Source organism: Pseudobutyrivibrio xylanivorans (genome assembly GCF_008935055.1).
GTDB lineage: Bacteria > Bacillota > Clostridia > Lachnospirales > Lachnospiraceae > Pseudobutyrivibrio > Pseudobutyrivibrio xylanivorans_A.
Genome location: NZ_CP043028.1, coordinates 2750328 through 2775621 on the forward strand (window position 1 = coordinate 2750328; position 25294 = coordinate 2775621).

Annotated in this window: 33 protein-coding genes; 1 reads left to right on the forward strand and 32 read right to left on the reverse strand. The window is 37.9% G+C overall.

Going from position 1 to position 25294, the window contains the following annotated elements; genetic code table 11:
- Window positions 1-90: 90 nt before the first annotated feature.
- The gene (locus FXF36_RS12420; protein WP_151624551.1) at window positions 91-840 is read right to left on the reverse strand and encodes a lysophospholipid acyltransferase family protein; all 750 of its coding nucleotides are present in this window, start codon (window positions 838-840) and stop codon (window positions 91-93) included.
- A 99-nt stretch (window positions 841-939) separates the two neighbouring features.
- Window positions 940-1269: a LysM peptidoglycan-binding domain-containing protein gene (locus FXF36_RS12425; protein WP_151624553.1), complete on the reverse strand. Its 330-nt coding sequence runs from the start codon at window positions 1267-1269 to the stop codon at window positions 940-942.
- A gap of 170 nt (window positions 1270-1439) precedes the next feature.
- On the opposite strand from FXF36_RS12425, the gene lexA reads away from it, so the two are divergent.
- Window positions 1440-2057: a transcriptional repressor LexA gene (gene lexA, locus FXF36_RS12430; protein WP_151624555.1), complete on the forward strand. Its 618-nt coding sequence runs from the start codon at window positions 1440-1442 to the stop codon at window positions 2055-2057.
- Between the two features lie 169 nt (window positions 2058-2226).
- On the opposite strand, the gene rsfS is transcribed toward lexA, so the two are convergent.
- From rsfS to FXF36_RS12580, 30 genes are all read right to left on the reverse strand, one after another.
- Window positions 2227-2574: a ribosome silencing factor gene (rsfS, locus tag FXF36_RS12435; protein ID WP_151625791.1), complete on the reverse strand. Its 348-nt coding sequence runs from the start codon at window positions 2572-2574 to the stop codon at window positions 2227-2229.
- A 2-nt stretch (window positions 2575-2576) separates the two neighbouring features.
- Window positions 2577-3770 (reverse strand): nicotinate (nicotinamide) nucleotide adenylyltransferase, encoded by a 1194-nt coding sequence (nadD, locus tag FXF36_RS12440; protein ID WP_151624557.1) that lies wholly within the window; start codon window positions 3768-3770, stop codon window positions 2577-2579.
- A gap of 20 nt (window positions 3771-3790) precedes the next feature.
- Window positions 3791-4078 carry a YhbY family RNA-binding protein gene (locus FXF36_RS12445; protein WP_151624559.1) on the reverse strand — a complete coding sequence of 96 codons (288 nt, stop codon included), beginning with the start codon at window positions 4076-4078 and terminating at the stop codon, window positions 3791-3793.
- Window positions 4079-4092: 14 nt separating this feature from the next.
- Window positions 4093-5379 (reverse strand): GTPase ObgE, encoded by a 1287-nt coding sequence (gene obgE, locus FXF36_RS12450; RefSeq protein ID WP_151624561.1) that lies wholly within the window; start codon window positions 5377-5379, stop codon window positions 4093-4095.
- Between the two features lie 170 nt (window positions 5380-5549).
- Window positions 5550-5834: a 50S ribosomal protein L27 gene (gene rpmA, locus FXF36_RS12455; RefSeq protein WP_015549701.1), complete on the reverse strand. Its 285-nt coding sequence runs from the start codon at window positions 5832-5834 to the stop codon at window positions 5550-5552.
- A gap of 3 nt (window positions 5835-5837) precedes the next feature.
- Window positions 5838-6164, reverse strand: coding sequence for a ribosomal-processing cysteine protease Prp (locus FXF36_RS12460; RefSeq protein WP_151624563.1), 327 nt, complete (start codon window positions 6162-6164; stop codon window positions 5838-5840).
- Between the two features lie 2 nt (window positions 6165-6166).
- On the reverse strand, window positions 6167-6475 hold the full coding sequence (gene rplU, locus FXF36_RS12465; protein WP_151624565.1) for a 50S ribosomal protein L21: 309 nt from the start codon (window positions 6473-6475) through the stop codon (window positions 6167-6169).
- Window positions 6476-6635: 160 nt separating this feature from the next.
- Window positions 6636-7007, reverse strand: a complete 372-nt coding sequence (locus tag FXF36_RS12470) for a hypothetical protein (RefSeq protein ID WP_151624567.1) — start codon at window positions 7005-7007, stop codon at window positions 6636-6638.
- A 49-nt stretch (window positions 7008-7056) separates the two neighbouring features.
- Window positions 7057-7440, reverse strand: a complete 384-nt coding sequence (locus FXF36_RS12475) for a PH domain-containing protein (protein ID WP_151624569.1) — start codon at window positions 7438-7440, stop codon at window positions 7057-7059.
- 31 nt (window positions 7441-7471) lie between these two features.
- Window positions 7472-8107 (reverse strand): thermonuclease family protein, encoded by a 636-nt coding sequence (locus tag FXF36_RS12480; RefSeq protein WP_151624571.1) that lies wholly within the window; start codon window positions 8105-8107, stop codon window positions 7472-7474.
- A gap of 25 nt (window positions 8108-8132) precedes the next feature.
- The gene (locus tag FXF36_RS12485) at window positions 8133-9020 is read right to left on the reverse strand and encodes a ribonuclease E/G (protein ID WP_151624573.1); all 888 of its coding nucleotides are present in this window, start codon (window positions 9018-9020) and stop codon (window positions 8133-8135) included.
- The gene (locus FXF36_RS12490) at window positions 9010-9726 is read right to left on the reverse strand and encodes a TIGR03936 family radical SAM-associated protein (RefSeq protein WP_151624575.1); all 717 of its coding nucleotides are present in this window, start codon (window positions 9724-9726) and stop codon (window positions 9010-9012) included. Before FXF36_RS12490 ends, FXF36_RS12485 begins: the two co-directional genes overlap by 11 nt.
- Window positions 9716-11584, reverse strand: a complete 1869-nt coding sequence (locus FXF36_RS12495; protein ID WP_151624577.1) for a TIGR03960 family B12-binding radical SAM protein — start codon at window positions 11582-11584, stop codon at window positions 9716-9718. Before FXF36_RS12495 ends, FXF36_RS12490 begins: the two co-directional genes overlap by 11 nt.
- 9 nt (window positions 11585-11593) lie before the next feature.
- Window positions 11594-12874 (reverse strand): bifunctional phosphoribosyl-AMP cyclohydrolase/phosphoribosyl-ATP diphosphatase HisIE, encoded by a 1281-nt coding sequence (hisIE, locus tag FXF36_RS12500; protein ID WP_151624579.1) that lies wholly within the window; start codon window positions 12872-12874, stop codon window positions 11594-11596.
- An 18-nt stretch (window positions 12875-12892) separates the two neighbouring features.
- Window positions 12893-13489: an imidazoleglycerol-phosphate dehydratase HisB gene (gene hisB, locus FXF36_RS12505; protein ID WP_151624581.1), complete on the reverse strand. Its 597-nt coding sequence runs from the start codon at window positions 13487-13489 to the stop codon at window positions 12893-12895.
- A gap of 101 nt (window positions 13490-13590) precedes the next feature.
- A complete protein-coding gene (gene hisD / locus FXF36_RS12510) occupies window positions 13591-14883 on the reverse strand; it encodes a histidinol dehydrogenase (RefSeq protein ID WP_151624583.1) in 1293 nt (430 codons plus the stop codon).
- A complete protein-coding gene (gene hisG / locus FXF36_RS12515) occupies window positions 14870-15526 on the reverse strand; it encodes an ATP phosphoribosyltransferase (protein WP_151624585.1) in 657 nt (218 codons plus the stop codon). Before hisG ends, hisD begins: the two co-directional genes overlap by 14 nt.
- Complete coding sequence (gene hisZ / locus FXF36_RS12520; protein ID WP_151624587.1) at window positions 15523-16512, reverse strand: ATP phosphoribosyltransferase regulatory subunit; 990 nt, start codon at window positions 16510-16512, stop codon at window positions 15523-15525. Before hisZ ends, hisG begins: the two co-directional genes overlap by 4 nt.
- A gap of 70 nt (window positions 16513-16582) precedes the next feature.
- Window positions 16583-17125, reverse strand: a complete 543-nt coding sequence (locus FXF36_RS12525; protein ID WP_151624589.1) for a Holliday junction resolvase RecU — start codon at window positions 17123-17125, stop codon at window positions 16583-16585.
- Window positions 17112-18044 carry an RluA family pseudouridine synthase gene (locus tag FXF36_RS12530; protein WP_151624591.1) on the reverse strand — a complete coding sequence of 311 codons (933 nt, stop codon included), beginning with the start codon at window positions 18042-18044 and terminating at the stop codon, window positions 17112-17114. Before FXF36_RS12530 ends, FXF36_RS12525 begins: the two co-directional genes overlap by 14 nt.
- Window positions 18013-19977 carry a YgiQ family radical SAM protein gene (locus FXF36_RS12535; protein WP_151624593.1) on the reverse strand — a complete coding sequence of 655 codons (1965 nt, stop codon included), beginning with the start codon at window positions 19975-19977 and terminating at the stop codon, window positions 18013-18015. Before FXF36_RS12535 ends, FXF36_RS12530 begins: the two co-directional genes overlap by 32 nt.
- Window positions 19978-20058: 81 nt before the next feature.
- Window positions 20059-20760 carry an ATP synthase subunit B family protein gene (locus FXF36_RS12540; protein ID WP_151624595.1) on the reverse strand — a complete coding sequence of 234 codons (702 nt, stop codon included), beginning with the start codon at window positions 20758-20760 and terminating at the stop codon, window positions 20059-20061.
- A 3-nt stretch (window positions 20761-20763) separates the two neighbouring features.
- Window positions 20764-21252, reverse strand: a complete 489-nt coding sequence (gene coaD, locus FXF36_RS12545; RefSeq protein ID WP_151624597.1) for a pantetheine-phosphate adenylyltransferase — start codon at window positions 21250-21252, stop codon at window positions 20764-20766.
- A gap of 1 nt (window position 21253) precedes the next feature.
- Window positions 21254-21805, reverse strand: coding sequence for a 16S rRNA (guanine(966)-N(2))-methyltransferase RsmD (gene rsmD, locus FXF36_RS12550; RefSeq protein ID WP_151624599.1), 552 nt, complete (start codon window positions 21803-21805; stop codon window positions 21254-21256).
- On the reverse strand, window positions 21802-22287 hold the full coding sequence (locus FXF36_RS12555; protein ID WP_151624601.1) for a CinA family protein: 486 nt from the start codon (window positions 22285-22287) through the stop codon (window positions 21802-21804). The genes rsmD and FXF36_RS12555 overlap by 4 nt, the downstream gene beginning before the upstream one ends.
- On the reverse strand, window positions 22287-22829 hold the full coding sequence (gene pgsA / locus FXF36_RS12560) for a CDP-diacylglycerol--glycerol-3-phosphate 3-phosphatidyltransferase (protein WP_151624603.1): 543 nt from the start codon (window positions 22827-22829) through the stop codon (window positions 22287-22289). The genes FXF36_RS12555 and pgsA overlap by 1 nt, the downstream gene beginning before the upstream one ends.
- Window positions 22826-24154 carry a 30S ribosomal protein S12 methylthiotransferase RimO gene (gene rimO, locus FXF36_RS12565; RefSeq protein WP_151624605.1) on the reverse strand — a complete coding sequence of 443 codons (1329 nt, stop codon included), beginning with the start codon at window positions 24152-24154 and terminating at the stop codon, window positions 22826-22828. The genes pgsA and rimO overlap by 4 nt, the downstream gene beginning before the upstream one ends.
- A 3-nt stretch (window positions 24155-24157) precedes the next feature.
- The gene (gene rpoZ / locus FXF36_RS12570) at window positions 24158-24400 is read right to left on the reverse strand and encodes a DNA-directed RNA polymerase subunit omega (RefSeq protein ID WP_151624607.1); all 243 of its coding nucleotides are present in this window, start codon (window positions 24398-24400) and stop codon (window positions 24158-24160) included.
- A 2-nt stretch (window positions 24401-24402) separates the two neighbouring features.
- Complete coding sequence (gene gmk / locus FXF36_RS12575; RefSeq protein WP_151625793.1) at window positions 24403-25038, reverse strand: guanylate kinase; 636 nt, start codon at window positions 25036-25038, stop codon at window positions 24403-24405.
- The gene (locus FXF36_RS12580; RefSeq protein ID WP_151624609.1) at window positions 25031-25294 is read right to left on the reverse strand and encodes an extracellular matrix/biofilm biosynthesis regulator RemA family protein; all 264 of its coding nucleotides are present in this window, start codon (window positions 25292-25294) and stop codon (window positions 25031-25033) included. Before FXF36_RS12580 ends, gmk begins: the two co-directional genes overlap by 8 nt.

Below are 25294 nucleotides of genomic sequence, written 5' to 3' on the forward strand. Positions count from 1 at the left end.
TTTAACCGATAGATATCTATATTTTACTATTACTCTTTTTCAGTGTAAATAGTCTATATAATCATGATATATACATAATACATTTAATGTTTATTCGATAGTTTCTAGCTGAATTCTAGAATTATCAAATACTCCATATTCTTCCATAGTAGAAATGATTATTTTTCTAACCATATCTGCAATTTCTGGAGTTTTCATGTCTTTATAATCGTCGTAATAAATTGGATTTCCAAAGATTACCTTCGTACTTACAGGACCAGGCTTTAAACTATTAAATGCAATATATGAATCAATCAAAGTGACAGGAACAATTGGAACCTTTGCTCGCATTGCACATTTAAAGCTACCCGGCTTGAAATTCTGTACCACATTACCATTCTTACCATAGCCACCTTCAGAGAAAAGAATGTATTTTCTTCCTTTACTGACTTCTTTTGTAATCTGGTCCATTATTTTCATGTTTTGTCTAACATTTCCAAGGCGAAGTCGCTTAGCATCAAGCAGATCACATACCTCTCTTACCATGAACCCAAAAGATTTTGCTTTATCCATTACAAATGTGCAAGGTTCCTTGTGTCCGTACATAATGCCTAAGGCGTCGTATTTGCCCTGGTGATTAGGATACATAACATATCCACCCTCCCTTGGCAAATTATCAGCCCCATATACTGTGGTGGATATTCTGGCACTTCTCATAAGGAGTCTAAATAATCGCTGAGCATAGGCATATCTTTGCTTTTCCGAATATTTTTCTTTATTCTTTGCCATCTTTCGCATGGTAGAAATAAGCTTAGGTCCTCGCTTTAAATTGGAAATAATCGCAATTAAAAATCTTAACATACATTCTCCTAAGTAAATTTATACTAAATATAGATTATATTTTAGAAATAAATCAATATATATGTATATTATCATATTTAAAAGGAGAATGCGACAGCCTTAAGGCTCATCATAAGCATAATATTCAACGACTATATAGCTTCCTGCTGTAATATTATCTCCTGAAATATGATTGATACTCTTTATCTCATCAATAAAAGCTGTTTTATCTGAATACTCGGCATTCATAAACTGATCTGCAATAGTCCAAAGGGTATCTCCTGGTTGAATTTCATAGCTAGTGTAGTATTTATTTACTGGTTTGCTATTCTCTGCTGCTACTCTAGTGGTACTGAATATAAATGCAAATAAAATTGAGCAAATGATAGCGATAAGAAGCATAATTCTTCTATTTCTAGCAATAAGGGCTGATTTAGAATGTCTATTCATGGTCAAACCTCCAAAAATAAGTTCGAAAACATCTGTTCTGAATTCAATATAATTCACGAACAATCGTTTGTCAATACTTTTCTCGAACAAAATTTCGGAAAATCTGTTTGCAAAAATATGTTCCTTATGTTATTGTAAATGTATAAAATTTTGAAAGGAGAAGCATCATTATGGCATATGGAAAAATATCTGCGAAGCAGCGTGAAATACTAGAGGTTATTAAGGCCGAAATTCTTAATAGAGGCTATCCGCCTACAGTTCGAGAGCTTTGTGATGCTTGTAATCTTAAATCTACATCTTCTATCCACTCTCATCTTGAGACCCTTGAGAAGAATGGATATATTAAACGTGACCCATCGAAGCCACGTGCTATCGAAATCGTAGATGATAGCTTTAATATGGTTCGTCGTGAGGTTGTTAATGTACCTGTAGTTGGTAATGTAGCTGCTGGTCAGCCACTTCTTGCTATCCAGAATATCACAGAGTACTTCCCTATTCCTGCTGAACACATGCCTAATCAGCAGTCCTTCATGCTCAGGGTAAAGGGTGAATCAATGATTAATGCTGGTATTCTCGATGGAGATACTATTATTGTTCAGCAGCAGCAAACTGCTAAAAATGGTGATATGGTTGTTGCGTTAGTTGACGATAGCGCAACTGTAAAGACATACTATAAGGAAGACGGACATATTCGTCTTCAGCCAGAGAATGATACTATGGACCCTATCATTGTAGATAAGTGCCTCATTCTTGGCAAGGTATTTGGCGTTTTCCGTTTCTTCAACTAATCGCTAAGGCTTGTAGCCGTAACTGTAGGCATTAATTGTATCTAAAAAAGAGCCTTTAGTAGCTATCTAGCTTTTGGTATTACTCAAGTGAAGCATTCTAAGCTGAACGGAGTAACACCAATGCTTGAGAGCGTAACTAAAGGCTCAATTTCTTAATTATTATTTGCTTTTAAAGGTCTTTGGCATCAATGAGGATTCCATCTTTCCAAATGCGCTCAAGATCATAGAATAATCGGTCCTCTTCATCAAAGAGATGTACAATTACATCCTCATAATCCATAAGCACCCAAGTGCTCTGTCTATTACCTTCAATAGACTTTGCATGAATACCCTGCTCATACAGAACACGGTCAACTTCATCCTGCATTGCGTTAAGCTGATTAATATTTGAAGCTGAAGCAACAATAAAATAATCAGCCATAATGCTTATATTTGAAATATCGATTGCTTTAATGTCAATAGCCTTCTTGTCATCGAGTGCCTTGCAAACAATCTTTGCCATTTCTCTTGAATCCATCATTAACCTCTTTCTTTCATATATTTTTTATAATAGTTATAGGTATCTATTGTAGTTGGATCGACCATTTCTGGATTTGAATTTAGATACTCAACAGAATCCTCAAGTATCATGTATACACATTTATCCAAATCTGTATAAGCCATGTATCTGAGAATATCAAGTCTAGGCTGCTTATCTCTTCCAGGCTCAATATAATCCGCTACAAAAATAATCTTATCTAGAAGATTCATAGCTGGACAACCTGTTGTGTGAACTGCTATGGCGTGTGCAATTTGCTCATCAAATACATTGTATTTATCCTTGCAATAAAAAGCTCCGACCTTGCCATGAAGGAGATGTGGGAACCTATACTCTATCTCACTGATTGGTATATTGTTTTTCTCGCAAATGCTAATTCTTTTCTCATCAGTGATACACTTAGCACTATCGTGAAGCATACCAGCTACCATGGCATTGTATGCGGGATAATTCCATTTTAAAGCCATGGAATAGGCTGTAGTGGCAACGCCTAAGGTGTGAATATATCTACCAGGTTTAAGCGCCACTTTCATTTCTTCAGAAAGCTTTAAAATATCTGAATAATTATAATTATGAGCACTGTACAAATTATGCTCTATTATATAGTCTGCAACCGACTGCTTTAAAGACAATCTGGTATCGTCATTATTATAAAAATCCTCACGGATGATTGATGATGCAATTCCATTAGCCTTGTAATCTATAAGCTTAAATTCACCTTCATATGTTTCCTGAAATGTATGGATAGTGTTTCGAATTGCTTCTTCATCGTCTCCTAATCTTGGAGCAACAAGTATTGTTGCACATTTTGATATGGTTTCTGGATTTACCCATTTGTCAAAATATAATATGCTGTCACTGCCCATGATGAAGAAGAATTCATCACTAGGATACTCTTCTTTTAGTTCTGTCAAAGTTAAATAAGAGTAGCTTTTACCTGCGCGATAAATCTCTCTGTCATCAATGAAAAGCTTTTCTTCATCTTGAATCGCAATAGAAACCATCTCAAGTCTGCAGGTATCAGGAATATTTTCAGCAGTATCCTTATGAGGTGGATTACCAGCTACAAGAAAATATACTCTGTCCAGTTGAAACTGTGCTAGTGCAGCCTTTGCAATTTCAATGTGTGTGTTATGAATTGGGTTAAAAGTTCCGCCATATATACCAATTCTCATGCTGTCTCCTTTGAGCAGATTTATTGTGGAAGCTTAATTGATGGCTTCTTTGCTGCTCTGTAAAGAATAATTTTTCTACCAATTACACGAACAACTTCTGAATGAGTACGCTCAGAAAGTGTCTGTGCAATTTCCTTAGGATCATCGAAACAGTTCTTAAGTACGTTTATTTTAATAAGTTCTCTAGCTTCAAGTGCTTCATCTACAGCGTTTGTATACTCTGGAGTAAGTGAAGCCTTTCCAATCTGAAGAATTGGGCTCATATCTGCAGCTAAAGATGATAAATATGCTCTTTGCTTGTTTGTCATTTTAAATACCTCTATTACTTGTAATAATCAAATACTAAACCGTACATTCTAACGGTATCGCCTTCCTGAATGCCCTTTTCCTCAAGCTCCTTGAGAATTCCCTGTTCACGAAGGAAATTCTGGAAAAACAGGAATCCCTTCTCAGATTCAAGATTTGTATAGCCAAGCATCTTTTCGATACGAGGGCCTTCTACAACATAATCACCCTCATCATTAATCTCAACAGTGTATGGTTCCTCACTGAAGGCTCTTATAGTTGGATCAAATTCCTGCTCGTAAACGATTGAAGCATCGTCACAAGTCTCAAGAAGTCTTACAACCTCGTAGAGAAGCTCTTTAAGGCCCTTTCCAGATACGGCTGAAATTGGATATACCTTAATCCCCTGTGGCTCGAATTCAGCCTTTAATGCCTCGATTACTTCGTTTGATTCCTCACCAATAACGTCCATCTTGTTAGCTGCGATTACCTGTGGCTTCTTAAGAAGCTCTGAATCATAGGCAGCAAGCTCTGCAGAAATAGTCTTGATATCTTCGATTGGGTCACGTCCCTCAACAGAAGCGCCATCAACCATATGGATGATAACCTTTGTTCGCTCAATGTGGCGAAGGAACTCATGTCCAAGACCAATTCCCTCTGAAGCACCTTCAATAAGACCAGGAATATCAGCAATAACGAATCCATTTATATCATCAACATCTACAACACCTAAGTTTGGGGAAAGGGTTGTAAAATGATAATTTCCAATCTTTGGCTGAGCATTAGTTACACGTGAAAGGAAAGTTGATTTTCCTACATTTGGATAACCAACAAGACCAACATCAGCTATAACCTTTAGCTCGAGGATGACTTCAAGCTCAATAGCATCTATGCCTGGCTTAGCATATTTTGGTGCCTGCATTGTAGACGTAGCAAAGTGCTGATTTCCAAGTCCGCCTCTTCCACCTGGAAGAACCACCTGACGTTTGTTATCTCCGGACATATCTGCGATAACCTTACCACTTTCAGCATCCTTAATAACAGTTCCCTCAGGGACTTTCAGAATAAGATCCTCGCCATTTCTACCATGACAATTATCTTTACCACCCTCTTGGCCATTTTCAGCTGCAAACTTACGTCTGTGACGATAATCAACTAAAGTATTCATACCTGGATCTACTTCAAAGATAACATCGCCACCCTTACCGCCGTCGCCACCATTTGGGCCGCCGTTTGGGACATATTTTTCTCTTCTAAAGCTTACGTGGCCATCGCCACCTTTGCCTGATTTTATAATAATCTTTGCTCTATCAGCAAATGACATAATAATCTCCTCAATTTATATAATCCGCTTGTCACAGATACAAACATATAATGCTGTTTTTTTCATCGTTTTCACTATATTCTCAAAAAACAGCATATATATTTGTATCTTACAAGCTCACTTAACAAAATTGACCCGACTTTACGCTTACGTATAGTCGGGTCAAATGATTACTGTTCTACTGGATAGACAGAAGCCTGCTTCTTGTCTCTACCTTTTCTTTCGAAACGAAGTACTCCATCAACTAAAGCAAAAAGTGTATCGTCTCCACCGAGACCTACATTGTTGCCTGGAAGAATCTTTGTACCACGCTGTCTGTAAAGAATATTGCCAGCCTTAACGAACTGACCGTCTGCTCTCTTTGCGCCTAATCTCTTAGACTCTGAATCTCTACCGTTCTTTGTAGAGCCTACACCCTTTTTATGAGCGAAGAACTGAAGGTTCATCTGTAACATGTCTTACACCTCCTTGTAAAGCAATGATAAATACTCATCGCCGTATTGTTTTTGAATTTCGTCCAAACCTAATAGCATAGAATCAAGTAATAACTTTGTCTTCTCGGAAACATCTTTAGAAAAACTCATGGTCAAATAACCACCGTCCTCTGCTGCTTCGCAAGAAAAATCCTCATCAGTGAAGCGTTCAATACTATTAAAAGTATTGATAACTAAAACTGACACGGCTGCACAAACAATATCCTGACCGTGGTCAGCATAGCCTGCGTGGCCATCTAAAGAAACACTGATATATCTATCATTTTGTTTGGTAATTACTACGCTAATCATAATTAGCCGTTAATCTTTTCGATCTTAACCTGTGTGAAAGCCTGTCTGTGGCCATTCTTCTTGTGGTAACCTGTTTTTCTCTTGTACTTGTAAACGATTACCTTCTTACCTCTGCCTTCCTTAACAACAGAAGCCTCAACTGATGCGCCTGCTACTGTAGGTGCGCCAACCTTGAGCTCTTTGTCGCTAACAGCAAGAACCTGATCAAAAGTAATCTTCTCACCAGCTTCAACGCCAAGCTTTTCAATGGTAATGATATCGCCTTCAGAAACTTTGTACTGCTTACCACCTGTTGCAATAATTGCGTACATGGTTGCTCCTCCTTTTTATCATTACTCGCCAGTTTCGGTGGTGTTTCGGAATGAAACACTCTTTAAAAACCACACTGAGCGGCATACTCATGTATATTAACATAGGATTTGGTAATCGTCAATTGAAATTGTTTGGAAATTTTGAAAAATTTATGAAACATCAATCCACCTGATGAACATCGCCCAAATGCTTCTTTAAATACGCATCTAAAGAGCTTAAGCTTTTTCCATTAGCATTTCGGATTTTATTCGCCTCGTCATCCAGACAATGCTGACACGCCCGTCGTAAATCATCCTCTTCATTTTTTACAAACCAATCATCAAAATGGGCATCAAATTCCTCATCTTCCTTTTGGAATCTGAACTTACTAAGCTGGAGTGTGAGCTGCGATGTAGCGCGGGTACGCACAGAGTTTCTGGCTTCTTCTGTGAGATTAAGTTCAGGATGAGTATGGTTATATTTCACAATCTCCTGATCAGCAATCTCTGTAGCTTTATTTTGAACAATTTGAATAATCTCGTTCATATCCATACGCTAACACCCCCGTGCTTTAATGATTGCTCATTTGTTATGGAAACAATTAATTCTGTTCATCCTCATCGGCGTCAAAGTCAACTTCGCCACCCATGTATTCACGTCCAACGACACGCTTCGCCTCGCGCTGTTGTTCAACCTGAACTGAAAGCATTTCTTTAACATTTGCTGAGTGCTTAATATTTTTGATTTCAAAAGTAGCGAGGCTTTTATCTGATGAACTTACAATAATTGAACCAACGCCAAATATTCTTTGACCAAAGCTTCTTTTAAGCTGTAAATCAAGTATTCTATAGAGACGTACTTCATTCTGTGTAAGATTGAAGAAACCAGTCTCTACAAAAAGTCTATCCTCGCTCATGCTATATTTTGTGAAGCTGATTGGTAAACCAAAATGTCTTTTTCTGTCATGCCATAAAATATTTGCCATAATATTATCCCCCATTTTATATTAATAATCACTACTGCCAAAGCTCAACAAAGCCCTGATATTGCCACAAACCAGTATTATTTGCTTTTGCTTTTTCCATTAAAGCCTTCAATGTAGAATCATGAGCAACAGTAGGCTCGTATCTTTTAGCTACTCCGTAGCCATCTTTTACAATTATAGCATTAACCATTGATTTTTCTATGTTTTCTTCGTTAAATGTATCAGAAACATCCTCAAGCCAAACATAAGCTAAAATTCTGTCGTACTGGTCGTCACTATCAACATCATATTCAAGGTACAAAGTATCAGCATCTGCTAAAAGTGCTTTAGTATAATCTGAAGCCATCACACCATACTCATTATTGCGCTCTTCTTCCTTGGCCACAGATTCTGGGGTGTCAATTCCAATCATGCGAACGCGTTTATGTTCTCCTGAGCCATCATCTACGATAATGGTGTCGCCATCTACACATCTTACGAATTTTACTGCGTCCAATTTGTTCTCACTTTCTAAAGAAGAAATGCTGGTTTCGCCAGTTATAACTTCTGGTTCTTCATGTTCAACATTGACTGTGTTTGGCTTCATAAAGAATTCTGGCACGCCAACGCCAATTAAAATCGCAACAATAATTATCCCAAGTCGTTGCCAGTTTAGTTGTGTCTTCATGGATAATTCTCCCTAAATATTTATTTTATATAATGAAAGTAGAAAAACTCCTACTTCGAGTCAATTCCATTAGCCCTAAATTCGAAAAGCCATGTAATGATATATTAGACATATCAGATTTACAGAGCTCTTTAAAATAATTGATCAGTTCCTGCTCCTCTTCCCTTGAGACTTTCAAAAGGTCTACGATGATAATTCCTGAAATAGAACGAAGCCTTAGCTGAGATGCAAGCTCAGTCAAAGCCTGCTTATTCGTTTCCATTGGATTACTCTTGCCACCGCTTTTGGCAGAGTTTACATCGATAATTGTCATGGCCTCTGTTGGTTCTATGATAATATTACCGCCATTTTTAAGATGGACAATTTTTGAGGTGATATTATCGATAAGCTTAGTGATGTCGTAAAGCTGCCAAAGAGAATATGTAACATCAGAGTACTCTCTAACATTTAAATCTTTACCAATGATTTCTGGTAAATCAGACACTATTTCGCATTCAATGTCTGCATAATTGTTTATAAAGAAATCTATGAAATTTCCATTTATTTTCGCGTTATCAACCGCCTCAATAAACTTGCAGGAATAAGGCTTTGTTCCTTTCCTGTCCTGAGTTATCTCAACCCAAAACTTGTCAGCCTGGCAAACCTTTTTCTTTTCAGAATGGCGTTCCAGGAAATATTCTGGCTTTAGCTTTCGATTTTCTATAAAGCCTTTATCTCCTGTAGAAAGCTTTAGAATACATGCGTCAATGTCATTTAAAACTTTCTCTACGGAAGCCACGCACACAGTGCCGATTTTACTAATATCAAGATTAATTACATCTAAAGGTTTATCTTTTTCATCAAAAGAAACAAGGAGCCGAAGCTCCTTATCCTGATATATTCCTTTTGTAATTACGCATTTCTTAATGCTCATCACCGATATCTCCTAGTGAAATAAGGCTGTCTGGTTCGCCTGTAAACATGTCGATTCGCTGAATATCAAGTGATAAATCATCAAATTCTGGCAAACCTATAAACTCATGAAAGGCTTTAATTACAAGTTCAGGCTTAATATTGTCAGTGCTTCCACTTGAAAGAAGAAGGTCATAAATTGGAACACCATCAACAATCTCAAGATTAAAACGATAGATGAGTGGTTTTAAATCAAGCTCTCGCTCACCCTTCTTAGTCTTTTTTACAATATTTATTTCATGAGCTTCATCAAAAAATTTCACTTTCAAATCAGCAATATTATCAATATAACATGCATCATCATTAGTGTCTTTGTAGGTTACAACGTAGCTTGCAGCTGTAACTGCGGACATACATTTTTCTGCATCATCAGGAAGATATTTGAAGCTGGTGATAGCAAGGCCTTCCACCATATTTTCATTGAGTCGAGAAAGACCATCAACCGAAGCAACTTCGGACTTTAAATCAATGTCCATATACTCTCCCACTGAAGTAAGTCCTACACCAAGTGGAGATGCAAATGACATTATCTGGTGAGGGTTAAATCCCTCAGAATAACGAATAGGAAGTTCTGAACGTTTTACAGCCTTCTGGAAGAAACGCATTAAATCCAAATGACCTACATATCTCATAATTCCTGTTTTTTCAAATTTAACTCTAACGCGCATTATGACATACCCCCGATCCGATAATTCCAGCACCGCAACCATTGCAATTCATTTTACAGTTAGGAGTAACCTTTGCGTTCATGGCATTATTCCATTCTCTCTTAAGGAAATCCTTTGTTACATGGCAATTAATAAAATCCCATGGAAGAATTTCATCTAAGTCACGTTGACGGTATGCATAAAAATCGATAGAAATATTATTCTTTTCAAAAGCAGCAAGCCATTTGTCGAAATCAAAGAAATCACCCCAGGCATCAAAGAAACAACCATTTTTGTATGCGTCTAAAATTGCTGGGCAAAGTCTACGGTCACCACGAGCAAAAACGCCCTCAAGTACAGTGACATCTGAGTGGTGCCAATTATATTTCAAAGACTTCTGATTAAGCTGAGCTTTCATCTCATCATTAACAACCTTTGCACGGCGAAGATACTCTCCTGCTTCATACATTGGAGCCCACTGGAAAGGTGTAAATGGCTTTGGTACAAAGAATGAAGTAGAAATTGTAATCTGGCAACGGCCCTGACGCTGCTCTTTTGGAACAGTATCATAGTAAGCTGCAGCGATATCATTAGCAAGGCGTGGAATGGCCTGCATATCTTCATCGGTCTCTGATGGAAGTCCAAGCATAAAGTAAAGCTTTACTTTATTCCAGCCGCCTTTAAATGCAAGTGTAGCGCCACCAATAATATCCTCAACTGTAAGACCTTTATTAATAACATTTCTCATGCGCTGAGAACCTGCCTCAGGCGCGAAGGTAATGCTTGACTTTCTAACGTCCTGAACCTTAGACATAACATCAAGAGAAAATGCGTCAATTCGTAAAGACGGTAATGAAACATTAACGCCCTCAGATAAGCAATCGTCAATGAGGAAATCCATAAGCTCACCCAAAGCATGATAATCAGATGAGGAAAGTGAACTAAGCGAAATCTCCTCATGACCTGTGGATGCAAGAAGCTCCTTTGCCTGCTCCTTTAATATATCAACAGACTTCTCACGATTAGGTCTGTAAATCATACCAGCCTGACAGAAACGACATCCTCTAATGCAACCACGCTGAATCTCAAGGACAACTCTGTCCTGAATAGCGCGAACAAATGGAATAAGCATCTTTGTCGGATAGCTTGATGAATCCATATCCTTTACGACCTGACGTTCAATTACAGCAGGAACATCGTCATAAATAGGCTTAAAGCTTTCGATTGTGCTATCAGATTCCTTATAAGTAACTTCATAAAGCGAAGGTACATAAATACCAGGAATCTTTGACGCTGCACGTAAAAATGCAGCCCTGTCAAAACCGGCCTTCTTATGTTCCTTGTAAAGCTCTAAAAGCTTTGGATAGCTTGTTTCACCTTCACCAACATAAACTAAATCAACAAAGTCAGCAATTGGCTCAGGATTTGTAGCACAAGGTCCGCCTACAATAACAATCGGGTCATCATTTTTGCGCTCAGCAGTAAGTAATGAAACCTGGGCCAAGTCAAGAATCTGAAGGATATTGGTGTAGCACATTTCATACTGAAGTGTCATACCAATGAAATCGAAATCCCTGATTGCATCCTGTGATTCCAACGCAAAAAGAGGTATATTCCTCTCCTTCATCAGATTATGTAAATCTGGCCATGGCGAATATACCCTTTCACAATATGTATCCTCACGTTTGTTAAGCATATCATAAAGAATTGCTATTCCAAGGTGAGACATACCTACCTCGTAGACATCAGGAAAGCACATGGCAAATCTGATGTCCACATCAGCAGGATTCTTTTTAACACTATTAAATTCGTTGCCGATATAACGTGCAGGCTTGTCAATCTGCATCAAAATATCGTCAGATAAAGCTAATTTCTTCATTTAATAATCCTATCGTTGAGCCAGCTCAGAAGTTATATCTTCCCAAGTAACTCCTTTTTCAACCATAAGAACCATCATATGATACAGGAAATCTGAAATCTCATATTTGGTTTCTTCTGAGTCAGGATTCTTAGCGGCGATAACAATTTCTGTTGCTTCTTCTCCAACCTTTTTAAGGATTTTGTCCAAGCCCTTATCAAAAAGATAATTGGTGTAAGAACCTTCCTTTGGATGTTGCTTGCGGTCTTCAATAACAGCATACACATCCTCAAATACCTTAAGAGGGTTGCGCTCAATATACTCCTTTTTAACTATCTCATTGAAGAAGCAGCTTGGCGCACCAGTGTGACATGCTACTCCAACTTGAGAAACTTTCGCCAAAATAGTATCAAAATCACAGTCAGCAGTCAATGACTTAACAAACTGGAAGTGACCGCTAGTCTCTCCTTTAACCCAAAGCTGCTTTCTTGAACGAGAAAAATAGGTCATCTTACCAGTACGAATAGTGGTGTTGAATGACTCTTCGTTCATGTAGGCAAGCATAAGAACTTCTCCAGTCTGGAAATCCTGTACAACAGTTGGAACAAGTCCATGTGAATTTGGCTTTAAGTCTGCCCACGCAAGCTTTGGCTCGAAGTTGTCCATCTTGATTCCATCATCAGATAAATCACTTTTCATCTGCATGATATTAAAATTGGTATCGTTGATAAACTGACCCGAAATACCTCTAATCTTCTCTGATTTTAAGATTTTAGAAATATAATCAAAATCGTAATCATCTACCTGGAGAATGTATGGAATATTACTGATATTCTCAAGACCTTCAAGTAAAGTCTTATTCATGATTAAAAGTTCATGAATATTATCCTGTAGGAAATCCTTTGTCTTAAAAAGAAAGTCGACAGTTGCCAGACTAACAAGCATCTTTTCTGCTCCAAATCTTGCACTTGCTTCCTTAATGAGATCGATAGTCTCTGGCTTTGAACCATTTAAAATAACCTCAACGCATCCAGCGTAAAGAAGCTTTTTAACATCCTCAAGACGCTTAATATTTCCACCGCCAGCTGTCTTAACCTGAATATTTCTATTAATCTCGCGAATAGCTAAAATATTCTTTTCGTGTTCTTCATCATCAGTAGATAAATCATAACAAATAATTTTGTCGATGCCACTGTCATCATAGACGGAGGCAAGTTCTAAAACGTCCTGCTTGTCCTCTAATTCAGTAGGACTTTTAACTGCCATTCCATCCTTAATATAAATGGTGGCAACTATATTTTTGTGCTCCATAAACTCCTGCTCCTTTAGTTAAATTGATCCCTTTGTGCTCATGGTAGAATCTCTAAGTCTCGGATCAATAGTAGTGGCTTCATCCAAAGCCTTTGCGAATGCCTTAAACATCGCCTCGCACATGTGATGAGAATTTCCTGGTGTTAGAACTTTGATATGTAAATTCATTCCTGTGGAATAAGAAATTGCATAGAAAAATTCTTTAACCATTTCTGTATCCATGTAACCTATTTTTTCAGTTGGAAAATCTGCTTCAAAGGAAAGATATGGACGATTGCATAAATCAACAGCAACCAATACCAGGGTCTCATCCATTGGAAGAATGCAACTTCCATAACGCTTGATTCCAAGCTTGCCTCCACAAGCTTTTTTGATTGCATTACCAAGGACTATTCCGGTATCTTCTATTGTGTGATGACAGTCTACCTGAAGGTCCCCCTTTATAGATGCTGACATATCAAAGAGACCATGTCTTGTAAATGCCTCAAGCATATGATCGAAAAAACCGATTCCAGAATTAACCTGACATTCACCGGTTCCATCGATAGAAAAGTCGATTGTGATGTCTGTTTCTTTTGTTTTTCTTGCAACTTTTGCTCTGCGTTCTTCTATCATTTTTCCCGCCCAAAAATAATTTTTTATTCAGCTATAATTATACTAATATTCCTGCCCATTTTAAAGAGAATGTCGATATACAAAATAGACAGTATTGTCATTTAAACTTCTTCAAATCTGACCTTAATTGAGTTTGCATGAGCAGTCAACTGCTCGTTATTTGCAAATTTAACAATGTCTGGATAAACAGCCTCCAGTGCTTCCTTTGAGTAAGAAATTATGCTTGATTTTTTAATAAAATCATCCACAGAAAGTGGTGAGAAAAATCTTGCTGTTCCATTAGTTGGAAGCACGTGATTAGGTCCAGCAAAATAATCTCCAAGTGGCTCTGAAGAATATTGTCCCAGGAACATCGCACCAGCATTTTTTACATAAGTCATTGTCTCAAATGGATTGGCTGTGACAATTTCTAAATGCTCGGATGCAATAGCATTAACACAGTCAATTGCATCCTTCATACTGTCAGCAACAAGCAGATATCCAAAATTATCAAGTGATTTTTGGATGATATCTTGTCGTGAAAGTATCTTAACAAATCGTTCTATTTCCTTTTCGACTTCATCAGCAAGCTTCTCTGACGTGGTAACAAGAATTGCAGAAGCAAGCTCGTCATGTTCAGCCTGTGATAATAAATCTGCAGCCACATAAGTCGGGTTTGCAGTTTCATCAGCAAGCACAAGAATCTCTGAAGGACCAGCGATTGAATCAATTGAAACGTATCCAAAAACTGCTTTTTTTGCAAGGGCAACAAATATGTTTCCAGGACCTACGATTTTATCAACCTTTGCTATGGATTTTGTTCCAAAAGCAAGTGCTGCTATAGCTTGTGCACCGCCACATTTGTATATAATATCTACTCCTGCTTCATTTGCCGCAACCAATGTACTAGGATTTACTTTTCCTTCTTTATTGCAAGGAGTACACATATAGATACATTCTACACCAGCAACCTTAGCAGGCATTACGTTCATTAGAACTGATGAAGGATATACTGCTTTACCGCCTGGAACATATACGCCTACCTTTGCTAAGGGGCTAATTTTTTGTCCAAGAATAATTCCTTCCTCTGAAGTAAACCAGCTGTTTTGCTTTTGCTTACTATGATAGCTTTCGATATTTACAAGAGCTTTTCTTATAACTTCTACAAGCTCCTGTGGTACTAAAGAATAAGCTTCCTCTATTTCCTCTTTTGAAACTACGATATTACTTTCATTAATATCAGCTCCATCGAATTGCTTCGTATATGCGAATATTGCTTCATCACCTTTTTCTCTTACCGTATTTACGATATTGGTTACAGTAGCTTCATATTCTGTGTACTGATTAGGGCTTCTCTTCAATAGAGATTCCAAAATGTTATCAATTGTATCTGCTGTAAGCTTAAGCTTTTTCATTTTCTAATGCTCCCTTTAGCTTTTCAATTAAAGCTGTAATCCTTTCGTATTCCATTTTCATTGAAACCTGATTAACAACCATTCTGGCTGATAATGGGCAAACCTCTTCCAATACCACAAGGCCATTTTCTCTAAGGGTAGAGCCTGTTTCAACAATATCTACTATCACCTCTGAAAGGCCTACAATTGGCGCCAGCTCTATTGAACCATTGAGTTTAATGATTTCAACGGTCTGATTCTTTTTGTTATAAAAATAATCTTTTGCAATGCGAGGATATTTGCTGGCTACTCTTATAAGCTCATGATGTTTTAGAAGTTCAGAAGCTTCTGCTGGACCACAGACACACATTCTGCATTTTCCAAAGCCAAGGTCCAAAACCTCATAAATATTACGGTTCTCTTCAAGGATTGTGTCCTCGCCTACAACACCGATATCGGCCGCTCCGTATTCCACGTAAGTTGGAACATCCGGGCCTTTTGCAAGGAAGAATTTTAGTTTCAATTCCTCGTTTGTGAAGATAAGTTTTCTTGTATCGGGATCCTTCATTTCTTCACAGGTTATGCCAATGCTTTCGAATAAAGCAAGGGTTTGTTTAGCAAGACGCCCTTTTCCAAGGGCGAAGGTTAAGTATCTATCACTCATGACTGTCTCTCCAATGCTAACATCAACTGGTCAACGGTAATTGCAAATCCTATAGCTGGGGAATCCTTACCAAAATGGCTCAGAAGTGAATCATATCTTCCTCCCTTTACAAGTGGTTCGCCAACTCCATAGGAATATCCTGTAAAGATAATTCCGGTATAATATTTATACTCAGAAATCATTCCAAGCTCAAAGGAAATGAAATCCATAACTTTGTTTTTATTCAATAGTTCATAAAGCTTAGTTAAATACTCAAGTGCATCGTAAACCTTTTTATATTTTTTAGCTTTTTCCAAATAGCTTTTCCATTCACTTGGAGAATTTAAAATCTTACCTGTTAAATCAAATAAATCAATCAGGCTATGACCTACGCCCTCAGACTCCAAAAGCTCCTTTGCACCAAAGAAGTTCTTGTTTGAAATCAGATTAATTAGCTGTTCTTCCTTGTCCTCGGAAAGATTTGCTGCATCTATAAGACCACGCACAACATCAACATGTCCTACCCCAATTTCAAATTCCTTGAGACCAAGATACTTAAGAGCCGTTACAACTATAGTAAGTATCTCTGCATCTGCATCAACTGAGCTGTCACCGATAAACTCACAGCCAGCCTGCGTACTTTCCTTCAATCGACCCTGAAGGCTATGATAATTGATAAATACATTGCCCTCATAAGAAAGTTTTACAGGCTCTTCTGTATCGGAAAAATACATGGCTGCAGCCCTTGCAACAGATGGGGTAATATCAGGTCTAAGAACAAGAGTATTTCCATCTCTGTCAAAGAACTTGAACATCTCATTTGATTTGCAGGAACCAACCTCTTTTGAAAATGTATCAAAATATTCGAAGGTTGGTGTTGAAATCGGAGCGTAATTATAGGATTTAAAGCATTTGCGAAGGTTGTAAAGTACATCTAAACGTCTTTCGAATTCATTGTTATAGATGTCTCGGACACCTTCAGGAGTGTGTAGCGTTAAATTTTTCATATGACACCTCATACTTTAGTCTGCTAATGTAATAAAGTGATTATAACTTAATAAAGCCACAAAGTCAAACCTATGGTTGTGACTCGCGGCTTTTAAGATCAATATTAATCATATCCAAATATGGAACCAGCAGATTGGGCTTGGTTGCAAAAAAGAATTCCTCTTCCAATTCTTCTATTCGAAAACTCTTTCTTCCACCCTCTACCATTCTGTCCCAGAAAGCTTTTAGCTGTGTGTATGGCAGGTAATAATAAATGTCTCTCTCGCTGAAGAAAATTAGAATGAAAGCTAGCCCATCCTGCTTTTCCCATTGGCCCATAAAATCTATTTGATGCTGATGAATGTTGGCAAGAGGAAAGGTATCCTTGTTGCATTCCTTTGCATCAAAACAAACGGGAATACCCTGAACAGCGCCCACATAATCGACAGTAGATTTCTGATCAAAATATGCAAGAGTAATGTGTCCCTTCTTGCTATCCATTTCTATGGGAGTAATTGGCGTAGGAATCTTTTGGATTAGTGCCAATCCATTTTCAGCATAAACATCATTGGTTTTATTTATAAATTCTTCAAATGTGGAGCCTCGAAGACCCCTTGATTTAAAGGTAGACATTGAACTCCTTTGGAGGCTCAGCTACAAACTTACGGCCATCTTCAAACTCAATAGAATAGGCATGAAGAAGCTGACCTCTTGCTTTTAGTTTTTTATTTATTATCGTATTTCCGTATTTATTATCGCCTAAAATAGGATGTCCAATAGAAGCCAAATGAGCTCTAATTTGGTGAGTGCGTCCTGTTATAAGATGAATTTCTAAAAGTGTAAGGTTATCACTTAGTTTCTTTAAAGGACGATAGGCAGTTTTAATTGGCTTACTTTCCTTCGTTTCTTTAGAAGAAATCGTAACCTTGTTTGTAGATTCATCCTTTGAAAGGAATCCATCAATCTCCTGCTCGTAATTAATATCCCCAAGAACGATTGCTCTATAAAGCTTTTTACAGGTTCGTTCCTTTAATGCTTCAGAAAGATATTGGGCAGTTTTTAAATTCTTTGCAAACAATACGATACCTGAAGTGTTTCGATCCAATCTATTGCAGACACTTGGATGAAAATGCTTAAAGCTGTCTGCTGAAAGACCATTTTTAATCAAGTAGGAAATTGCCATCTCATTGATTGAAATATCCGATGGAGAATCCTTTTGAGATTTGATTCCAGCAGGCTTATTGATGATAATCATATCTTCATTTTCGAATACTATGTTAATGTCAGAAGGAGCCTTTGATAATTCTACAAAAAGAGGATCTTCACATGTTGCTCCAGACATTTTTTCAAAGGTCTCATCAGAAAACCAAATCTTTACAATATCTCCGGCATTTAGCTTTTCAGAACCATCAGCCTTCTTGTCATTTAAAGTGATATTTTTCTTTCGAAGCATTTTGTAAATAAATGAAGTAGATGCCTCCGTTAGAACTCTCTTCAAATATTTATCAAAACGCTGGTTACTATCGCTTTCGCTTATTCTTAGTTCTTTCATTCTTATGTTTATTATCTTTTGAATTTATATTTTTGTTATTAGTCTTTGGTTTGTTTTTGCCGAAATCCTTAGTCTTATTATCCTTGGCTTTTGAGTCCTTTGCCTTAATATCCTTACCTTTGAATTCTCTTGCTTTAATCTTTCTAGGTGGAATCAGGCATTCCTCACCGAAACCAATTAAATCCTCTCTTCCAGCCTTCATCAGAGCCTCTTTTACAAGATCATAATTCTCCGGACGTTTATACTGAATCAAGGCACGTTGCATTGCCTTTTCATGAGGATTTTTGCAAACATAAACCGGCTTCATATCCCTAGGGTCGATTTCGGTGTAATACATAGTAGTTGAAATCGTACTTGGCGTTGGATAGAAATCCTGAACCTGTTCAGGTGATAAATGATGGTCTCGCAAATACTCAGCAAGAGCAATGGCATCATCAAGAGTTGAGCCCGGGTGAGAACTCATCAAATATGGCACCAAATATTGCTTTAGACCAAGCTCTTTATTTATCTTTGCATATTTATCGCAGAATGCATTATAAACAGATATATCCGGTTTTCCAAGGTAAGAAAGTACGTTATTTGAAATATGCTCAGGAGCCACCTTAAGCTGACCACTGATATGATATTTGCAAAGGTCCCTTAAGAATGTATCATCCTTGTCGTACATTACATAATCAAATCGAACTCCAGAACGTACAAACACTTTCTTAACCTTAGGCAGCTTTCTAAGCTTGGTAAGGAGCTGTACATACTCCTTGTGGTCTACCTGAAGATTAGGACATTTAGTTGGAAAAAGGCACTGTCTGTTCATGCAGACGCCCTTCTCTAACTGCTTCTTGCAGGATGGATTTCTAAAGTTGGCAGTCGGTCCTCCAACATCATGAATATATCCTTTGAAATCTGGATCCTGAGTAATAAGCTTTGCCTCTTCGACAATGGATTCCTGACTTCGAGACTGAATAATTCTTCCCTGATGAAAGGTCAACGCACAGAAGTTACATCCGCCAAAACAACCTCTATTACTAATCAATGAAAACTTAACTTCTTTAATTGCAGGAATGCCACCATCCTTTTCATACATAGGGTGATAAGTGCGCATATATTCAATGGCGTAAACATCGTCCATCTCCTGTCTGCTCAAAGGCTTTTGTGGTGGATTTTGAACTACAAACATTGCTCCATCGTAGGTCTCAACCAGTTTCTTAGCAGTAAACGCATCCGTATTTACGTATTGAGTGTAAAAGCTTTTAGCATATTCTTTTTTGTCAGCCTTGATATCTTCATAGCTAGGAAGAATTATTGCATCCTCTGTAAAGGACTTATCTCTTGTTTTGAAGACGGTTCCATCCAAATAAGTGATATCCTTAACATCCATTCCAGAAGCAAGACAATCTGCTATTTCTACAATGGTACGCTCTCCCATTCCATAGGAGATAATATCAGCACCAGAATCCAAAAGAATAGAACGGCGAACCTTATTTGACCAATAATCGTAGTGTGCCAATCGTCTTAAGGATGCTTCAATCCCCCCAATGATAATTGGTTTGGTTTTGTATGTGTGACGAATCAAATTGCAGTAAACAATTGTTGCATAATCTGGACGAAGTCCAATTTTTCCACCTGGAGAATAGTTATCAAAATCACGTCTATGCTTTGAAACACTGTAATGATTTACCATGGAATCCATGTTTCCAGCAGAAACAAAGAATCCATACTTTGGCTCACCAAGAATATTTATTGAATTATCATCCTTCCAATCTGGCTGGCCAATAAATCCAACAGAATACCCATGAAGCTCTAAGATACGACAGATAATAGCTGCACCAAAGGATGGATGATCAACATAAGCGTCTCCACAAACATAGACAAAATCAAGCTGATCTATGCCACGCTCCTTCATATCCTGTTTTGAAACTGGTAAAAATCTTTGCATATATACCTCTAAAAAAATTATGCCAACCTGCAAATACTAATAACAGGTTGGCTAAAATTTTAAATTTACTAAATTACACAATTACTCTTTGTTGAAGAATGTATCAGGAATATCAAGTGCCGGAACCTCTGGTTCCTCCTCCTGAGGTACAGACGCCGCAGCAGTCTGCTCAGAAACTGGTGTAGCCTCATTCTGAGAATCAAGACCAGCAGCTGGATCACTGTTTCCATCATTAAGAGAATCTGGAACAAGTGATGCTCTGTTTGCATCAACAGTGTCGAGATATTGCTGCATTGTTGCAAGGAATGTCTCGTTACGTGTACGTGTTGTCTCAATAGAATTTGCAAGGATTGACTGAATGTTTGCTAAAAGCTCATCTGTATATGCTATAGCACCCATACGAATATTGTTTGCATCCTCTGTTGCTCTGTCAATCTTCTCCTGAGCATTTTTCTGGGCAATAAGAATAACCTCGTTTGCCTGTGCATATGCCTGTTGCATAATCTGATGCTCTGAAACAAGCTCGTTAGTCTGAATTTGAGCCTGACTAATTATTTCCTCAGCCTTTGCTTTTGCGTCAGCAAGAATCTGCTCACGGTTAGCAATCATACGCTGATATTTTCTGATTTCGTCTGGTGTCTTTGTACGAAGCTCTTGTAAAAGTGACTCAAGCTCATCCTTATTAACAACTATTTTACTTGTAGAAAATGCAGATGGCTTGCAGTCATCAATGTATGCTTCAATTTCATCAATGATGTCTTCAATTTTGCTTGCGCTTGCCATAACTTAATTCTCCTTGTTTTTTAATTTAGCTTCAATAAGAGGAATGATTTCCGCTGGAACAAATGGACTAATATCTCCTCCGTAAGATGCAAATTCCTTTGCAACGGTAGAACTTAAATAAGAATACTGTAAAGATGTTGTCATAAACAGTGTCTCAAGCTCTGGATATTGCACTTTATTTGACTGTGCTAACTGAATTTCATTTTCAAAATCAGTGACAGCTCTAAGACCTCTAATAATAACCTGAGCGTCTTTTTTCTTTGCAAAATCAACCAACAGACCGTCAAAGCATTCGACCTTGACATTGTCTAAATTTTCAGTCAATTCCTTTATAATACTAACACGTTCAGGAGTAGAAAACAACGGATTTTTTTGGCTATTATTAAGAACTCCGACGATTAATTCATCACATAATTTGCTTGCTCTTTTTATAATATCCAAATGTCCAAACGTGATTGGGTCAAAACTTCCAGGATAAATTGCTCTTTTCATTCTATGCCTTCTTTAAAAAAATATGTTTATTGGTTTTGTAAATCTTTTCTTTAAGAATTTCAAAACCTAATTCGGGAATATAAGTAAAATCTGTTTCAAGACTTGCTTCTACAATAATCACCGTGTCTAAGGAAACATATGCCTTATCTTTAAGACTTGTAAGAACCTGCTTTTCAATCTCCTTATTGTAAGGAGGATCCATAAAGATGAAATCAAATTCACCATGTCCATTAAGCCGGCTAAGTGCTGATAAAACATCCTCAGAATACACCTTGCTGAAATCCTCGAATTTGGCCTTTGCAAGGTTTTTAGTGATGCATGCCAAAGCCTTCTTGTCCTTTTCTACAAATACGGCTTCACTAGCGCCTCTGCTGAGAGCTTCAATACCCATCTGTCCGCTTCCAGAAAATAAATCCAAAAACGAACTATCAGGAATATCAAAAGCAATCATATTAAATAGTGTTTCTTTAATTCTATCAGAAGTAGGTCTTGTATCCATTCCCTCAGGAGTTTCAAGATTCATACCTCTTTTAGAGCCTGAAATTATTCTCAATGTAATTCCTCGTTTTTATTAATGCATTGTTCCAAAAGCTTAAAAGCCTCTTCTGTCGCAGCTTGACGAACTTCAGTCCTGCTACCCTTTAATCTGAGCTCTTTGACAATGCAATCATCATCTCCAAAGGCACAACCAATATATACCAATCCTACCGGCTTCGTAGGTGAACCGCCACCAGGACCAGCAATGCCTGTAGACGAAATGCCATAATCTGCCTTTGCTTTTTTTCTGACACCCTTTGCCATCTCAATTGCAGTTTCAAAGCTAACTGCTCCATGAGCCATCAAAGTGCCATCCTTTACGCCTAAATTTTTCATTTTGGCTTCGTTGGAATAAGTGACATATCCCTCATTAAAACAATCTGAGGCACCAGCCACATCCACTATAGAACTTGCAATCATCCCACCAGTGCAGGACTCGGCTGTAGCCACTGTCCTGCCGCTTTCGATAAGCCTTTGAAGGATTTCAGAAACCTGCATTATTTCTGCTCCTTGAGAATATCGATATTCTGGTAAATGTAAATTACAAGTGAAAGAATTGTCATAACAAGAGCAACCCACTTAAAGATTTCTCCAAGCACCTGAAGCCATCCAAATGGAAGATTTGCTACTAGGATAACAATCATAATCATCTGTGTTGTAGTCTTAATCTTTCCGAAGATATTTGCAGCAATAACAAGACCATTCTCAGCAGCAATAAGTCTGAAACCTGAGATGATAAATTCTCTTGCGATGATAATAATTACATACCATGCAAATAGCTGCTTTGTTGAAATAAGGCAAATCATTGCAGAGCAGACGAGAAGCTTGTCTGCAAGTGGATCCATAAATTTGCCGAAGTTGGTAACAAGATTGTATTTACGTGCAATCTTGCCATCTGCCATATCGGTAAGTGATGCGACAACAAAAATGATGTCTGCAATAATTCTGAGCGCGATGCTGTCAGGATTAATTAGCATGAAAAATACGAAAAACGGAATTAAAATTACTCTTAGTAGTGTTAATTTGTTTGGTAAATTCATAACTTCACATCTCCTATTAAATCATATTCATCAAAGCTATTAACGGTAACCTCAACAAACTGTCCGCTAGTAAGCTCGGTGTCACTGTTAACAAAAATAAATCCATCAACTGATGGTGTATCTCGATATGTACGACCTACAAAAACTCCATCCTCTGGGAGCTTGCCTTCAATGAAAACAGGAAGAGTTCTGCCGATATAATTCTGATTATTTGCCAGTGAGATTTCTTTCTGACAAAGCATAACCTCTTCATGCCATTTTTGCTTCAAGTCCTCGTCAACCTGGTTATCCCATTTAGCAGCTACTGTGCCATCCTCTTGTGAATAAGGGAAAGCTCCGAGTCTATCAAACTTCATATCTCTAATAAATTGGAGCAGCTCCTGATGCATCTCTTCAGTCTCACCAGGGAAACCACAAATTAAAGTAGTTCTAAGTGAGATGTCCGGCATTGCCTTGCGAAGCTTGGCAGCAATATTCATAATATCAGCCTTGTCTGTCTTGCGACCCATTTTCTTAAGGAGCTCGTCGTTACAGTGCTGAATAGGCATATCAATGTAGTGACAAATCTTTGGCTGTGAAGCCATACATTCTATAAGCTCATCAGTGATTTCTTCTGGATATGCATAGAGAATACGAATCCATCTGATACCATCGATTTCGCAAAGTTTATTCAAAAGCTCTGGAAGAGCCTTGCGACCATAAATATCAGTTCCATAGACAGTGGTTTCCTGAGCAACTAAAATAAGCTCCTTAACACCGTCCTCAGCAAGCTGCTTAGCTTCAACAAGAAGCTTTTCCATAGGAACAGAACGATAATCGCCACGAATATAAGGAATGATACAGTATGTGCATCGCTTGTTGCAGCCCTCTGCAATCTTAAGATATGCAAAATGGCCGCCAGTGGTAAGCATACGCTTACCATCCTTCGGAAGACCTGTAAGTTCCTTTTTGTATACTGGCTTGATACCCTTATTAGCAAGAACCTCATCGATGGCAGGAATAAGCTCATCGTATGAATTTGTTCCGATAATTGCATCAACCTCAGGTAAATCTGCAAGGATTTCATCTGTAAAGCGCTGTGCAAGGCAGCCTGTCACGACAAGGGCCTTAAGCTTGCCAGATTCCTTGTAAGCACCCAAATCAATAATGTTCTGAATGCTTTCCTCCATAGCATCAGCAATGAAAGAACAGGTATTAACAACAATAATATCTGCGTCAGCCTCGTCGTCGCAAATAGTATATCCATGCTCCATTAAATCTCCGAGCATATGCTCAGAGTCAACAAGGTTCTTGTCGCAGCCAAGAGAAACAAATAAAACTTTCATATGTTAGTTGTTTGCATCCTCATTTACAATTTTGATTGCGCCTTCATTAAGCTCGTTTACAGCGATTGAAAGTGGCTTGTCGCCCTTGTGATAGTTAATAAGTGGCTCTGAACCATCGATAATCTGACGAGCACGCTTTGCTGTAGCAGCAACGATTGTATAACGAGAGTTAACTACTGGCTCCTCTCCAACCTCTACATTTTCATTAACCTTTTCCATAAGTTCTACATAAGATGGATGTATCATAATTAATTACTCCTTTCAAACATCTTTAATTGATTTTTCATTTCATTGATGGCTGAGGTGTTTCTATCAACCTTGAAATGCTCAGCCTGAATTATATTATGAACCTGATCAACTGCTCTTTCTAATGAGTCATTTATTATCAGGTAATCATACTTGTCCATGTACTCAGACTCCTTGCAAGAAATTGCAAGACGTTGCTTAATAACCTCAGGAGTCTCTGTCCCTCTTCCAACAAGGCGATTTTCCAATTCCTTTGCTGAAGGTGGCATTGTGAATAAAAGTAAGGCGTCAGGATACATTTCCTTAACCTGAAGAGCGCCCTGAATTTCAATTTCAAGAATAACATCCTTGCGTCGTTCAATGAGCTGCTCCACGTAAGCCTTTGGAGTGCCATAAGAGTTGCCATTAAAGGTTGCATACTCAAGAAGCTCATTCTTCTCAATCATTTCATCAAACTCCTCACGAGTCTTGAAGAAATACTCTCTTCCGTCCTTTTCTCCTGAACGCATGCCACGTGTTGTGGCTGAAATGGAAAGATTATAATCATTTGGATGGGCTTCCAATAAATGCTTCATAATTGTGCCTTTACCCGCTCCTGAAAAACCGGAAAGAACAATAACAAGCCCTTTATCATGCATCATAATCGGATTCCTCCTTTATGGAATTTTCATTAATTCTATTAGAAATTGTATCTGGCATAAGTGCGGATAAAACTACATGTGAATCACACACAATTACGCATCTTGTTCGACGCCCCTGTGTGGCATCGATAATATTCCCTGCCTCCTTCGCATTTGCAATTATGCGTTTAGCAGGCGCAGAATCCGATGTTACCATAGAAACAATTTTTTTGCTATTAATAATATTACCAAAACCTATATTTACAAAAGCCAT

Excerpts from the sequence above, each read along its gene's own strand:
- FXF36_RS12420 (WP_151624551.1), bottom strand. The coding sequence starts at position 840 with ATGTTAAGATTTTTAATTGCGATTATTTCCAATTTAAAGCGAGGACCT.
- FXF36_RS12425 (WP_151624553.1), bottom strand. The coding sequence starts at position 1,269 with ATGAATAGACATTCTAAATCAGCCCTTATTGCTAGAAATAGAAGAATT.
- lexA (WP_151624555.1), top strand. The coding sequence starts at position 1,440 with ATGGCATATGGAAAAATATCTGCGAAGCAGCGTGAAATACTAGAGGTT.
- rsfS (WP_151625791.1), bottom strand. The coding sequence starts at position 2,574 with ATGGATTCAAGAGAAATGGCAAAGATTGTTTGCAAGGCACTCGATGAC.
- nadD (WP_151624557.1), bottom strand. The coding sequence starts at position 3,770 with ATGAGAATTGGTATATATGGCGGAACTTTTAACCCAATTCATAACACA.
- FXF36_RS12445 (WP_151624559.1), bottom strand. The coding sequence starts at position 4,078 with ATGACAAACAAGCAAAGAGCATATTTATCATCTTTAGCTGCAGATATG.
- obgE (WP_151624561.1), bottom strand. The coding sequence starts at position 5,379 with ATGTCATTTGCTGATAGAGCAAAGATTATTATAAAATCAGGCAAAGGT.
- rpmA (WP_015549701.1), bottom strand. The coding sequence starts at position 5,834 with ATGTTACAGATGAACCTTCAGTTCTTCGCTCATAAAAAGGGTGTAGGC.
- FXF36_RS12460 (WP_151624563.1), bottom strand. The coding sequence starts at position 6,164 with ATGATTAGCGTAGTAATTACCAAACAAAATGATAGATATATCAGTGTT.
- rplU (WP_151624565.1), bottom strand. The coding sequence starts at position 6,475 with ATGTACGCAATTATTGCAACAGGTGGTAAGCAGTACAAAGTTTCTGAA.
- FXF36_RS12470 (WP_151624567.1), bottom strand. The coding sequence starts at position 7,007 with ATGGATATGAACGAGATTATTCAAATTGTTCAAAATAAAGCTACAGAG.
- FXF36_RS12475 (WP_151624569.1), bottom strand. The coding sequence starts at position 7,440 with ATGGCAAATATTTTATGGCATGACAGAAAAAGACATTTTGGTTTACCA.
- FXF36_RS12480 (WP_151624571.1), bottom strand. The coding sequence starts at position 8,107 with ATGAAGACACAACTAAACTGGCAACGACTTGGGATAATTATTGTTGCG.
- FXF36_RS12485 (WP_151624573.1), bottom strand. The coding sequence starts at position 9,020 with ATGAGCATTAAGAAATGCGTAATTACAAAAGGAATATATCAGGATAAG.
- FXF36_RS12490 (WP_151624575.1), bottom strand. The coding sequence starts at position 9,726 with ATGCGCGTTAGAGTTAAATTTGAAAAAACAGGAATTATGAGATATGTA.
- FXF36_RS12495 (WP_151624577.1), bottom strand. The coding sequence starts at position 11,584 with ATGAAGAAATTAGCTTTATCTGACGATATTTTGATGCAGATTGACAAG.
- hisIE (WP_151624579.1), bottom strand. The coding sequence starts at position 12,874 with ATGGAGCACAAAAATATAGTTGCCACCATTTATATTAAGGATGGAATG.
- hisB (WP_151624581.1), bottom strand. The coding sequence starts at position 13,489 with ATGATAGAAGAACGCAGAGCAAAAGTTGCAAGAAAAACAAAAGAAACA.
- hisD (WP_151624583.1), bottom strand. The coding sequence starts at position 14,883 with ATGAAAAAGCTTAAGCTTACAGCAGATACAATTGATAACATTTTGGAA.
- hisG (WP_151624585.1), bottom strand. The coding sequence starts at position 15,526 with ATGAGTGATAGATACTTAACCTTCGCCCTTGGAAAAGGGCGTCTTGCT.
- hisZ (WP_151624587.1), bottom strand. The coding sequence starts at position 16,512 with ATGAAAAATTTAACGCTACACACTCCTGAAGGTGTCCGAGACATCTAT.
- FXF36_RS12525 (WP_151624589.1), bottom strand. The coding sequence starts at position 17,125 with ATGTCTACCTTTAAATCAAGGGGTCTTCGAGGCTCCACATTTGAAGAA.
- FXF36_RS12530 (WP_151624591.1), bottom strand. The coding sequence starts at position 18,044 with ATGAAAGAACTAAGAATAAGCGAAAGCGATAGTAACCAGCGTTTTGAT.
- FXF36_RS12535 (WP_151624593.1), bottom strand. The coding sequence starts at position 19,977 with ATGCAAAGATTTTTACCAGTTTCAAAACAGGATATGAAGGAGCGTGGC.
- FXF36_RS12540 (WP_151624595.1), bottom strand. The coding sequence starts at position 20,760 with ATGGCAAGCGCAAGCAAAATTGAAGACATCATTGATGAAATTGAAGCA.
- coaD (WP_151624597.1), bottom strand. The coding sequence starts at position 21,252 with ATGAAAAGAGCAATTTATCCTGGAAGTTTTGACCCAATCACGTTTGGA.
- FXF36_RS12555 (WP_151624601.1), bottom strand. The coding sequence starts at position 22,287 with ATGCAGGTTTCTGAAATCCTTCAAAGGCTTATCGAAAGCGGCAGGACA.
- pgsA (WP_151624603.1), bottom strand. The coding sequence starts at position 22,829 with ATGAATTTACCAAACAAATTAACACTACTAAGAGTAATTTTAATTCCG.
- rimO (WP_151624605.1), bottom strand. The coding sequence starts at position 24,154 with ATGAAAGTTTTATTTGTTTCTCTTGGCTGCGACAAGAACCTTGTTGAC.
- rpoZ (WP_151624607.1), bottom strand. The coding sequence starts at position 24,400 with ATGATACATCCATCTTATGTAGAACTTATGGAAAAGGTTAATGAAAAT.
- gmk (WP_151625793.1), bottom strand. The coding sequence starts at position 25,038 with ATGCATGATAAAGGGCTTGTTATTGTTCTTTCCGGTTTTTCAGGAGCG.
- FXF36_RS12580 (WP_151624609.1), bottom strand. The coding sequence starts at position 25,294 with ATGGCTTTTGTAAATATAGGTTTTGGTAATATTATTAATAGCAAAAAA.